Here is a 12116-nt window from a genome sequence, read left to right on the forward strand (position 1 = left end):
TATTGTACCAAATGCCTTTATCTTTACAACTTCCACGGGAACAGGTATAGTTACGCTATATAGGATTGACCCGGAGGAGCCTGCCAACAGCGGGCTCTTTTTGTCTTTTTTCGGAGACTGCGGGTCGTCAATTAGTCACTGGAGGCGAGTCTAATGGAATTACAAGCTTATTGGGCTATCGGCATTTTCTTGCTGATTTATGCGATTATTATTTCTGAGAAAATTCACCGCACCATCATCGCCATGATTGGTGCCGTGCTCATGGTTGTTTGTGGTATTGTCAGTCAAGAAACAGCCCTGCACCACATCGATTTCAACACACTGGGACTGCTCATCGGCATGATGATTATGGTGGGTATCACGGCAGAAACAGGGCTGTTCACATATATCGCTGTGAAGGCAGCGAAGCTTGCCAAAGGGCAGCCGCGAAGGATCCTGATAGCCCTCGTGATCATTACAGCCGTATGCTCAGCTTTTCTGGATAATGTGACGACGGTGCTTCTCATGGTGCCTGTCACCTTGAGTATCACCAGACAGCTTCGCGTGAATCCGTTCCCATTCCTTTTTACGCAAATTCTGGCCTCTAATGTTGGGGGTACAGCGACGCTGATTGGTGATCCGCCCAATATTATGATTGGCAGCGCAGTGAGTGAGCTCACGTTCATGGCCTTCATTAACAATCTGGCACCTATTGCAATCATCATCATGCTAGCCTATATCCCTTTGTTTCTGCTTATTTTCGGGAAGCAAGTCAAGTCTACACCCGAGCTCCAAAAGAGCATTATGGAAATAGATGAGAACGCCATGTTGACGGACCGCAAGCTTCTCTGGAAATGCCTCACCGTACTAGCACTTACTATTCTAGGCTTCTTCCTGCACCAAAGCTTGCATTTGGAATCGGCTACGATTGCGCTTAGTGGCGCGTTTCTTCTACTCCTCCTGACAGGAGAGCGCATGCTAGAGTCTGCCTTTGCAAGTATCGAGTGGCCTACGATCTTTTTCTTTGTCGGGCTGTTCGTACTCGTATCGGGCCTTGTAGAAACAGGCGTAATTACGCAATTAGCTGTACATGCCATCGAGTTAACAGGCGGCAATCCGATCGCAACTTCCATGCTTATTCTTTGGCTGAGCGCGATTGCATCCGCTTTTCTCGACAATATCCCCTTCGTTGCCACAATGATTCCATTGATTCAGGAAATGGGTGTCTTAGGCGTCAGCAATCTAGAACCACTATGGTGGAGTTTGGCACTTGGCGCTTGTTTAGGCGGTAATGGTACATTGATTGGAGCGAGCGCGAACTTGATTGTGGCAGGACTGGCCAGCAAAGAGGGGCATCCTATCACGTTCATGAAATATCTAAAATATGGCTTCCCGTTCATGCTGCTATCGATCATACTTTCCAGCGTATACATTTACTTGCGTTATTTGATTTAAAAGTGGCATGCAAAAAGAGCCAAGAGGTTGATCGACCGGCCTCCTGGCTCTTTCTCTATTTAACAGTCAATCGTCCGTACGTTTCCTTATCACAAATGACGAACAGCCTAGCTCCCTCCGGAATCTGCTCATGAAGCCTTTTGTTAATATTCAGATGTTCACCATCTGAGATGAGTGTGGCACCCTTTTGCAGCAAATCCTGAAACGCATCATGGAATGTCACCCACTTGGCCTGTGTTGGAATCTCATAGAGATCCTCCCCCTCTGGCGTACGCGTCAACAGTTGTGTAAGAATCTTGGAGCTGCCAGGGTTGAATGCTGAACGTACCGCGAGCTGGGATATCGTCTCACTCCCGAAGATGAATTCATCGATGCGAATATGCTGAAAATTGGGTAGATTTTGCTTATCGCGAATTTCCACAATCGTGTACACATGGTTATAGTTGCGTTCGACCGTCGTGGCGACCAAGAGTGTTTTGCCATCGACGAAGGCCGGATCTCGAATCGTGTTCTGGAGTTGTGTCACCTCATCCGCAAAGATGAAGACCGCTCTTGCCTTAGAGGTATTCGCCATTTCGAGTGTTGCCACGAGCTGAGGGTTACCTAGCACATAATGCACGCGATCATGCTGAATTGGCGATTTTTCCAGTGTATCTATAAGTACAATCTCCACAAGGGGGTCTGAGTTCAGAATTTCGTTTATGGCATTCTCTGCATGCTGACTCCAATCAATAATGACAAAATGGTTCGCCCCTGCAAACTTCAATTTCCCTTCCTCCTTCATCCGCTGATACACAAATAAGGCATCCACGACTTTACTAATCGTTATGGAAATAAGCCCAATACCGAAGATGTACACGACGATACCTAAGCATTTGCCTGCGACCGTATGGGGATAAAAGTCACCATAGCCGACAGTGGTAACCGTCGTCATGACCCACCACAAGCCGTTAAACCGGGTCTTGAAGGTGCTCGGTTCTAGTTCATAAGCTAGCAAGGAGCTGCCTGCAATGAACACAACTGCTACTCCAAAAATAAAGAGATTATTCCATCGAATCAGACGTAATAGGAATTTTGAGAAGAAGAGCATGGCGACCTCCTTACAGGTATCCACCTAACATTTGCCAATGTCATCATTGTAGCATATCAAGCATGACGCTTATATATGAGAGAATTCCAAAATGACTTAGATAAGCAAAAACCCCAGCGCCAAAGTGGCACTAGGGGTTCCTCCATGTACAAGCTCTATGTTTCTTAAGTCGCCTACTTCGCCGCTTTCTTGGCCCACTTCGCTTGAAGCGAACTTTCAAGCTCCGCGTAAACTTGCTCCGTCGTTTTGCCATCCGTGGAAATACCTAGCTTGGCCGCCCTCTTGTTCAAAGCCTCCGATATTTTCGCATCTTTCGCTGCTTTCTTAGCCTCTTTCGCTGCTTTCAAAGCTGCGTGGATTTCTTTCGCTGTCTTGCCATCCGTGGCGATGCCCGCTTCAGTTGCTTTCGCTTGCAGCTTCGTCAATGCGGAAGCTTTCAGGGCTGTTTTCAGCTCTTTATTCGTTTTGCCATCTGCGCTCACGCCGAGCTTTGTTGCTTTCGCCTGAAGCTTCACGCTGACAGCCGCTTTAATATCTGTTTTAAGTTGTTCCGCCGACTTCCCATCTGTGCTGATCCCTAATTTGGCTGCGGCTGCATTCAACTTCTCCGTGTGATTCGCTGTGGCTGCTGTTTTCAGCTCCGTCTTCATATCCTTGTTCGTTTTGCCATCCGTCGATATGCCAAAAGCTTTCGCTTTGTCTTGTAAAAGTTGCTGAATCGGATGAAATTTACTTGCCGAAGACGCTGCTGCATCTCCTTGTCCTTGCTCGGCGAAAGCCGCTACTGGAATGGAACATACAATCGCGCCTACCATAACTATTCCTGCTAGCTTCTTCAACATGTGGAATCACTCCTTAATTGTTGGGTTATTTACCTTACGAAACTAATCTTATCCGATAGTTATGTCATAAGTTTGTCATGCGAGGAGCTTTATCCGCTAGGTTAGGCAAAAAGATTTTGAAAACCGTCCCAGCTCCCAACTGTGACTCCACGCGAATCGAACCGCCGTGCGCCGCGATAATATGTTTACAAATCGTCAAGCCTAACCCCGCGCCAGAGCGATTGCGGCTCTCGTCCGCTTTGTAGAATCGATCAAATAAATACGGAAGCTTCTCTGGGGCAATGCCTTGCCCTTGATCCCAGACCTCTATCCAGCGCTCATGTCTAATAGCTTTCACCCGAATACCCGCTTGCGAGCCCTCTGGAATATGGTTGATCGCATTGTCTAATAAATTGATGAACACCTGCCTTAGCCGGTCAGCATCAGCTTGTACGGTATACGGCCCCTCCACATCTGTGCTGAGCTCAATCCCTTTGCCCTTCGCCTTCATCTTCAACTGCATCACGACAAGACTAATCAGCTCAGGAAGATCCACGGCTTGCAGATTCAATTTCACCTGCTTCTCCTCAAAAGAAGAAAGTTCCAGCAGATCATCTACCAGATGACTCAGTCGAAGTGTCTCCTGGAGGGAGATATCGATGAACTCCTTCGCGTCCTCTGGCTCCACCACGCCATCTGTGATGCCCTGCAGCGAAGCTCGAATCGTCGTCAGCGGTGTCCGCAATTCATGAGAAATCTCGGATAGAAACCGTTTGCGGCTTTCTTCAACCTTTTGCAGCTTACCAGCCATACGGTTTAAGGAACCTGATAGCGAGGCAATTTCATCTTTTCCACGCACGGGCACCCGGCCATTGAAATCACCTAGAGCCAACGCCTCCGCGGTTTTGCTCATCTGCTGAATCGGCTTCACAAAGTGCCGTGAAACAAAATACAGAACAGCAATCGCCAATAGGGCAACTACAAGTGCAGAAGCATATATAGCCCGATTAATCTCGTTGATCGTCCCTTGAATATTCACGATAGGGGTATACAGGAAAATGGCCCCAACCACACGATTGTCCTGCAGGACAGGACGTCCGACAATGAGCATTTTCACCTTACTATTCGAAGTAAATGTACTTTTCACCGTCACTGGATTACCCGAGAGTACCTTCTCCACCCACCCCAGTCGTGCTGGCACTTCACCCACAGCTTGGATTTTATCCAAGGTGGCCTTCGGATGCTTAATCACGGAGACACGCACATTGGATGTTTTCTCGATCGCGCTAATTTGCTTACGAAAATCCTTCTGGGCCGTCGCATTGTCAAACAAATCCTTCGCCAGCTCCTCCACTTGCTCCACTTTCTCCAGAAGAAGCTTCTCACTCCGTTCATACGTCTTCTGTTTCATCGTGTAACCAATCGTGCCTGAGATCGCCAGAATTGACACCACTGTGATGGAGATATAGATGAATAATAGCTTGCTATAAAAGGAATTCAGCATGCGCCTGGGCCCTCGAACTTGTAGCCAACTCCCCATACGGTTCGAATGCTCCAGTCCTCTTTCCGCTCCGTCAGTGCTGAGAGCTTCTGTCTCAACCGTTTAATGTATAGATCAACGACACGATCTTCCCCCTCGAAATCCCATCCCCAGATCTTAGCGATCAGATCCTCGCGAGTGAACACCTGATTCGGATTCCTCATGAAAAAAAGCAGCAGCTCGTACTCTTTCTTCGGTAGCGAGACTAACTGTCCCTCAACCGTCACCTCATGCCCCAAGCTGTCCACGCGTAGACTGCCGATCTCATAGATATGCGCGGCTGGCATCACTTGCGTGCGCAGCACGGTGCGGCGCAGAATCGAGTTTACCCGTGCGACCAGCTCGTTAGGGTCAAAGGGCTTCACCAAATAGTCGTCAGCTCCCATTTGTAAGCCCTCGACGCGCTCATCCACGTGGCCTCTTGCGGTCAGCATAAGAATCGGCACATCACTCTGAGCGCGGATCGTTTGACAGACGGACCACCCGTCGCGCTTCGGCAGCATAATATCCAGCACGATGAAATCCGGCTGCAACTCCTTGAACCTCACGAGCGCCTGCACACCGTCGTTCGCGGTTACCACCTCGTAGCCGTTCTTCTCCAGATACAGCTTCGTTATTTTACATATATTCAAGTCATCATCCACGACTAATACCGTTGTCACAGGTGCGCACACTCCTTTTGTACTGCTCATCCCCTTTATTTTACGGCATAATTGTGAACAAATTATTTATTTTTTATAGCACTTCACACATTTTTTACGAATGTAGGGAGATTTCCTAACGGGCAACTCTCTTTTTGCATCTACTAGAATCAGACAGTATGAGGAGGTGATATCAATGAAAACTAACAAACTTCTTCTCCCTAGCAGCGTAGATAGAGGCCAAGGTAAAGCCGTTCATCGTATTCCTGCCAATATCAAACCAACACAAAGATTGACTAGATTTACCGTCCTTTGGGTTAACAACGCAGGCGTCCCTTTCAATACGACAGGCTTTACCTGCCAAGCACGCACATTGGGCGGAGCTTTTATCGGTACAGCTAGATTCGACAGCTTTGGAACAGCTGTTTTCAATAACATCTTCACGCCAACGAACAGAACGATCGTTATCCGCACTTTTGACCGATTTGGTGTTCTCTTCCGTACACGCACAGTTCCAGCTCGCGTATCTGCCTATGCGATTATTGGCTAACTGTTAGCGAAAAAGGGCTATCCCAGAAGCATGAAAATGCTGTGGGATGCCCTTTTTTTTGCATTCTCGCGTTCCCCTTGCTCATTTGCACGCCACTTCCATTCACTAGACTAGGCTGACTGACGAACATTCTGACGAAAAACCTGCAAATCTACATCCTTTTCCTCCTGTATCCCCTACTTAACCGCACATGCCTGCAAAAATACATCTTTTTCCCGCAAATACGACGATCCAGCTGCGTTTCTCTCCAAATGCCTGCATATTTGCAGGTATTTGCTATTTCTGCGCCAAATCACCCGAAAAGCCTGCACATTTGCAGGCTTTCAGCTCCTCAGCTCATCCGCACGCCATCTTACCATCCTACTAGCGCGCCACCTCACCACAAATTAACCAACCCTATCAAAGCCAGCACAACAGAAAGACCCCAGCATCCGCTAGGGTCTTATCTATATCCGTTCGTTACACCACGAACGAGCTTTTCAACGATACGATCAAGTTAAACACCAGATGATCCGGTGTTGTGTACTTCGGATCCACGTTAAAGTAACCGTGGCGGAAGAACTGGAACTTGTCATGTGGGTTCGCAGCCTTCATGTTGTCTTCCACGAAGCCATGCACGATTTGCATGGAGTTCGGATTGACCTTATCCAAGAAAGAAGCCTCTTCCTCGCCTTCCTCATCGTCCAAAATCAACGGCTCATACAAGCGGAACTCCGCTGGTACAGCGCTTTTCGCGTCCACCCAGTGGATGGTGCCTTTGACTTTACGGCCAGTGAAGCCGCTGCCGCTTTTGGTCTCGACATCATAGGTGCAATGCAACTCAACCACGTTGCCATCGGCATCCTTGATGAAGTCGTTGCACTTGATGAAGTAGGCGTTTTTCAAACGCACTTCGTTGCCGGGAAATAACCGGAAATACTTAGCCGGCGGATTTTCCATGAAATCGTCTTGCTCGATGTAGATCTCGCGCGAGAACGGAATCATACGATTCCCCATTTCTGGGTTCTCGGAGTTGTTCTCCGCTTCGAGCATCTCCACGCCATCCTCCGGATAGTTGGTGATGATGACTTTCAGCGGGTTCAGCACACCCATCGTGCGAAGTGCCTTCAGCTTCAAGTCCTCGCGGACGAAGTGATCGAGCATTGCTGTGTCCACAACGCTGCCTCCGCCACCTTTTGATACCCCTAGCTCACGAACAAAATTGCGAATCGATTCTGCCGTTAAGCCTCTGCGGCGCAGTCCAGAAATCGTAGGCATACGAGGATCGTCCCAACCGTCTACGACTTGCTCGTCCACGAGTTGTTTCAATTTTCTTTTGCTCGTAACGGTATTCTTTAGACTAATACGGGCGAATTCATATTGTCTGGATATATTCGGCATCTCGCACTCACGAATAACCCAGTCATAGAAAGGACGTTGATCTTCAAACTCGCTAGAACAAAGAGAGTGTGTGACACCTTCAATAGAATCTTCAAGCGGGTGTGCGTACGTATACATCGGATAGATGCACCACTTATCTCCTGTATTATGGTGATGTGCATGGAGAATACGGTAGATGACAGGGTCTCTCAGATTAATATTGGGCGATGACATATCAATTTTGGCGCGCAGCACACGCTCACCGTCTTTGAATTCACCCCCACGCATACGTTCAAATAGGGACATATTTTCCTCGATCGTACGTTCACGATAAGGACTGTTCGTTCCTCCTTGCGTCAGTGTTCCACGCGTTTCACGAATTTCATCCGCAGATTGGTCATCTACATAAGCTAATCCTTTGCGAATCAAGACTAACGCTCGGCTATACATCTCTTCAAAATAATCCGAAGCAAAAAAAAGCCCATCCCATTTAAAGCCAAGCCATTCTACGTCTTGTTTAATGGACTCCACATATTCAACATCTTCTTTGACCGGATTCGTGTCATCAAATCGAAGGTTCGTCAACCCATTGAAATCATCCGCGATTTCAAAGTTCGTGCATATCGCCTTTGCATGTCCTATATGAAGGTATCCGTTCGGCTCCGGGGGAAATCGGGTCACGACCTGACTAACTTTGCCTGATTTTAAATCTTCGTTTACAATGTTCTTAATGAAATTGGATATTGCGCTTACTTCAGCGTTTTTCGTTTCCATATGTGCCCAGCCTTTCTCCCACGGGTTAAAGTTTTATTTTCTATCATACACTAAATGGTACTCAAATATAAAGGAGACAAGAAGATGGAATCATTCGAGCATTACTTAGATCAATATGCAGAGCTTGCTATTCGTGTCGGATTAAATGTACAAAAGGATCAAACGGTCGTGATCTCAACGCCGATAGCCTGTGCGGATTTCGTTCGCAAGCTTGCAAAGAAAGCCTATGAAGCCGGAGCCAAAGATGTAGTCGTCGATTGGGATGACGATGAAGTGAAGGCTTTACGCTTAAAGAATGCACCAGACGATACCCTGCGTACATATCCAATGTGGCGCGCGAAAGGCCTGGAAGAGATGGCAAAGGATGGCGCCGCTTTCTTGTCGATTTACGCACCTAACTCTGATTTGTTAAAAGATATTCCACCTGAGCGTGTAGCCATGTCCAGCAAGGCTGCCGCTACAGCGCGTGAAGGCTATCTTTCCTATACGCGCAGCAACAAAGTCAACTGGTTATTGGTTTCCTACCCGACTGCGGAATGGTCTGCCAAAGTATTCCCGAATCTAGGCGAATCCGAGCGTGTGACGAAGCTGTGGGAGCAGATTTTTACACTGACACGTGTCGATAAGGCCGATCCTGTTGCTGCTTGGAAAGAACATATCGGAACGTTGACGGCGAAGATGAACCTGCTCAACATCAAGAAGTTTAAGCAGCTGCATTTCCAAGCACCAGGAACAGACCTTTACATAGAGCTAGCTGCGAAGCATCAATGGGTTGCCGCAGGCAGCGAATCCGAGAGAGGCATTTTCTTCGTGCCGAACATCCCAACGGAAGAAGTCTTCACGATGCCAGCACGCGGCGGAACGAACGGTACCGTTCGCAGCACGCTGCCGCTAAGCTACCAAGGCTCGTTGATCGATGGCTTCAGTCTCACCTTTAAGGATGGCCGTGTCGTCGAAGCGACAGCCGAAGTCGGTCAAGAAGTGCTCAACAACATGTTGAACATGGATGAAGGTGCCCGTTATTTGGGCGAGGTCGCCCTCGTGCCTTATGATTCACCGATTTCACAATCGGGCCTCATCTACTACAACACGCTGTTTGACGAAAATGCTTCGTGTCACGTCGCGCTCGGCAATTCTTACCCATTCACCATTGAGGGTGGGACAGCCATGAGCCCCGAGGAACTCGAACAAAATGGCTATAACAAGAGTTTAATCCATGTCGACTTCATGATTGGATCCAAGGATATGGCGATTGACGGTGTTCATGCAGATGGTACCCGTGAGCCACTATTCCGCAATGGAAACTGGGCATAGGCCGCACGACAACCACTGCACCATGTATAAAGACCGCTCGTACTTGGAGATCCCTCCGAGTATAAGCGGTCTTTTTATGCACATCGATTATTCTTCGTCTACCGGATTCGGCATGCGCATCATGCTCGTACTTAAGGTTTGAACCACGGCTGCTTCTTTCAGCTTCCACTGGCCCTTGTGCCATCTCCATATCGAAGTGACATAACCGAGTGTATCGGCATTGGCGATACCGGTGATGCGTTGAACGCCTTTCAACTCACAGATGCCATCCCGATCCGTATCGATAGGCTTCAGCAAGCTGTACGCATCCACATTCACAATAAGCGGCTTCACCAGTTTCCCTTGGTTGTAAATGCCAAATTGCTCATAAGCTTCCTTCCGGTCTGCAATATCGAGGGTGAAGGATTTGCCGGTCTCCTCAATCTTCATCTTCACCTTATAGTTATTCTTAAAGGTCGCTTTGACACGGAGAGGTTCCGGCATCGGAATCGCAGTGGGTACGTTATTTTTGAGCGAATAAATGTAATTGGAAGTGAAACCACCGCTGCCGCCTGTATCAGAAGTAACATAGATCTGAGGCAGCTTGTCGTGGATAAAATCACAAAAATCCATCCTCGGGTTATACCCGCCTTCTAGCGGAATCACAACCTGCGCCTGACCCTGTCCGACGACGGAGATAAATAGCTTGTCATAGTAGGGACTGTTCAAGTCCGATTTCAGACCGACAAGGGAAACGACATCGAATTGGCCATCGCCCGTGACATCGATCTCTCGCGTTTGGATCAGATGGCCCTGGCCACTCTGAGGAGGCGTAAGCTGTGTTGATGGCGGTGGTACTACTGCAGCTTCCGCTGACTGGCTGAGGCTCAAAGCACTGCACAAGACCATACTCATTGCTGCTGTGCGCAGCGGAATCATAAAACATTTTCTAAACCGAGACATTGTTCGCACTTCCCATCATGGAATTGAATTCGGTTTATTATTTCAAATTTTTCCATGAGGTATGCGGGAAATCATTATAATAGAGGCGGTTTGCGGCACTGCGTGGCCTGCTCGAACGCATACGCAAGCTTAATCAGCATGGGTTCACTGAAAGCTCCGGCGACAAACATGACACCCATAGGTCCTTTACTTGTGTACCCAGCGGGTACAATCAGAAGTGGATAGCCTGCTCTGGCGGCAAGATCCTCGCCTTCATCTTTAGGAAAGAACAACGCATCGAGTTGATACGTTTGGAGGGCATGGTCAATACCTTGCTGCCGTGTGAGCTCTCTATATGTCTGAAGACTCGTCAGATAAGCCTCTTCAGTTAACGTTCCCTTGGTGTCCTCTGACGAAATGAGTGTATCCTGCCCATAGACCAACGCCTTATCTACGTGCGCTTTATTGTACGCAATGACCTCCTGCAACGAGTGAACTGGCGTCTTAGAGGGGTCTAGCTTCCCGAGATAGGCGTTTAAATCTCTTTTGAATTCATAGAGCAGCACATCATAGTTCCAGACGGCATCTTGGCACGGAAGTGTCACGTCATCGATTACAATCGCGCCCTCATCGCGCAGCACCTGAATAGCTCGCTCCGCGATTTGACGTTCTTCCTCATCTAACTGCCCATAGTACCAACGTGGAATCCCTATTCTGGCTTGATGCAGACCTCGGCGTTCAAGAAATGGTGTATAATCCCGATGACCTTGGCCATCACTAGCAAGACTATGTGCATCCGAACCATCCACACCAGTCATCGCACCTAACAAAATAGCCGCATCACTCACCGTTCGTGTCATCGGACCCGGCGTATCTTGACTGCTAGAAAGCGGTATAATGCCTGTACGGCTTAATAAGCCCACCGTTGGCTTCAATCCAACAAGACTGTTATGTCCTGCTGGATTGACGATAGATCCTGACGTCTCTGTGCCAATCGCTGCGACTGCAAAGCCCGCCGCCACTGCCGCACCTGACCCCGAGCTAGAGCCGCCAACCTCAAATCTGCCCGGTCCATAAGGATTCACCACTTGCCCGCCTCGTGAGCTATAGCCCGAAGGCATGGCAACCGCCATGAAATTCGCCCATTCTGTCATATTCGCTTTGCCAAGCAGCACAGCACCAGCTTCACGCAGCTGTGCAGAGATATAAGCATCTTCTGTTGCCACATGTTCAGCCAAACAAATTGAACCTGCGCTGGTGTGCATGCGATCTGCCGTTTGAATATTGTCTTTGAGCAGGATCGGAATACCATGAAGAGGACCTCGGCTCCCACCTTCCACACGTTCTCTATCTAAGGTTTCTGCAATCTCTACTGCATCTGGATTCAGCTCCAACACCGCATTAATCTTGCCGTTATAGGCCTCAATTCGACTACGATAGTAATGAACTAGGTCAACGGAGCTGATCTCCCGTCGTTCCAATGCAAGTTGAAGCGTTTGAATATCCGCATTTGCCATAAATTCTTCCGATATCAGCGTCACGATCCACCGCCACCCTCCTACGATTCATGCTACACTAATTCCCTAGGCATTCAGTTTTACCTTCTCCCATTGGATACAAAGGATTTCCACCGTCACAATCGAATAGTTAGAAGAATACGACCAGAGTCAAT

Annotated in this window: 10 protein-coding genes; 3 read left to right on the forward strand and 7 right to left on the reverse strand. The window is 48.3% G+C overall.

Annotated elements, in window-relative coordinates:
* Positions 1–153: 153 nt before the first annotated feature.
* Complete coding sequence (locus AC58QT_RS22050; protein ID WP_497410923.1) at positions 154–1434, forward strand: ArsB/NhaD family transporter; 1281 nt, start codon at positions 154–156, stop codon at positions 1432–1434.
* Between the two features lie 55 nt (positions 1435–1489).
* Here the strand turns inward: AC58QT_RS22050 and AC58QT_RS22055 are convergent, their stop codons facing one another.
* From AC58QT_RS22055 to AC58QT_RS22070, 4 genes are all read right to left on the reverse strand, one after another.
* A complete protein-coding gene (locus tag AC58QT_RS22055) occupies positions 1490–2524 on the reverse strand; it encodes a potassium channel family protein (RefSeq protein WP_497410924.1) in 1035 nt (344 codons plus the stop codon).
* Positions 2525–2697: 173 nt separating this feature from the next.
* Positions 2698–3366, reverse strand: a complete 669-nt coding sequence (locus AC58QT_RS22060; RefSeq protein WP_497410925.1) for a hypothetical protein — start codon at positions 3364–3366, stop codon at positions 2698–2700.
* A 64-nt stretch (positions 3367–3430) separates the two neighbouring features.
* A complete protein-coding gene (locus AC58QT_RS22065) occupies positions 3431–4849 on the reverse strand; it encodes a sensor histidine kinase (protein ID WP_497410926.1) in 1419 nt (472 codons plus the stop codon).
* Entirely contained in the window at positions 4843–5547 is a 705-nt protein-coding gene (locus tag AC58QT_RS22070) for a response regulator transcription factor (RefSeq protein WP_497410927.1), read from the reverse strand. Before AC58QT_RS22070 ends, AC58QT_RS22065 begins: the two co-directional genes overlap by 7 nt.
* Before the next feature lie 175 nt (positions 5548–5722).
* Here AC58QT_RS22070 and AC58QT_RS22075 point away from each other — a divergent pair, with 175 nt between their 5' ends.
* Positions 5723–6076, forward strand: coding sequence for a hypothetical protein (locus tag AC58QT_RS22075; RefSeq protein ID WP_497410928.1), 354 nt, complete (start codon positions 5723–5725; stop codon positions 6074–6076).
* 459 nt (positions 6077–6535) lie between these two features.
* On the opposite strand, the gene AC58QT_RS22080 is transcribed toward AC58QT_RS22075, so the two are convergent.
* The gene (locus AC58QT_RS22080; protein WP_497410929.1) at positions 6536–8209 is read right to left on the reverse strand and encodes a glutamine--tRNA ligase/YqeY domain fusion protein; all 1674 of its coding nucleotides are present in this window, start codon (positions 8207–8209) and stop codon (positions 6536–6538) included.
* An 84-nt stretch (positions 8210–8293) separates the two neighbouring features.
* Between AC58QT_RS22080 and AC58QT_RS22085 the strand changes: the two genes are divergently transcribed.
* Positions 8294–9523, forward strand: coding sequence for an aminopeptidase (locus tag AC58QT_RS22085; RefSeq protein WP_310500070.1), 1230 nt, complete (start codon positions 8294–8296; stop codon positions 9521–9523).
* An 87-nt stretch (positions 9524–9610) separates the two neighbouring features.
* Here the strand turns inward: AC58QT_RS22085 and AC58QT_RS22090 are convergent, their stop codons facing one another.
* Positions 9611–10465, reverse strand: coding sequence for a YybI family spore inner coat protein (locus tag AC58QT_RS22090; RefSeq protein ID WP_497410930.1), 855 nt, complete (start codon positions 10463–10465; stop codon positions 9611–9613).
* Positions 10466–10539: 74 nt separating this feature from the next.
* Positions 10540–11985 (reverse strand): amidase family protein, encoded by a 1446-nt coding sequence (locus AC58QT_RS22095; RefSeq protein ID WP_497410931.1) that lies wholly within the window; start codon positions 11983–11985, stop codon positions 10540–10542.
* Between the last annotated feature and the right edge of the window lie 131 nt (positions 11986–12116).

This window comes from Paenibacillus sp. J31R109, assembly GCF_059692055.1.

Excerpts from the sequence above, each read along its gene's own strand:
- AC58QT_RS22050 (WP_497410923.1), top strand. The coding sequence starts at position 154 with ATGGAATTACAAGCTTATTGGGCTATCGGCATTTTCTTGCTGATTTAT.
- AC58QT_RS22065 (WP_497410926.1), bottom strand. The coding sequence starts at position 4,849 with ATGCTGAATTCCTTTTATAGCAAGCTATTATTCATCTATATCTCCATC.
- AC58QT_RS22085 (WP_310500070.1), top strand. The coding sequence starts at position 8,294 with ATGGAATCATTCGAGCATTACTTAGATCAATATGCAGAGCTTGCTATT.
- AC58QT_RS22060 (WP_497410925.1), bottom strand. The coding sequence starts at position 3,366 with ATGTTGAAGAAGCTAGCAGGAATAGTTATGGTAGGCGCGATTGTATGT.
- AC58QT_RS22080 (WP_497410929.1), bottom strand. The coding sequence starts at position 8,209 with ATGGAAACGAAAAACGCTGAAGTAAGCGCAATATCCAATTTCATTAAG.
- AC58QT_RS22075 (WP_497410928.1), top strand. The coding sequence starts at position 5,723 with ATGAAAACTAACAAACTTCTTCTCCCTAGCAGCGTAGATAGAGGCCAA.
- AC58QT_RS22055 (WP_497410924.1), bottom strand. The coding sequence starts at position 2,524 with ATGCTCTTCTTCTCAAAATTCCTATTACGTCTGATTCGATGGAATAAT.
- AC58QT_RS22090 (WP_497410930.1), bottom strand. The coding sequence starts at position 10,465 with ATGTCTCGGTTTAGAAAATGTTTTATGATTCCGCTGCGCACAGCAGCA.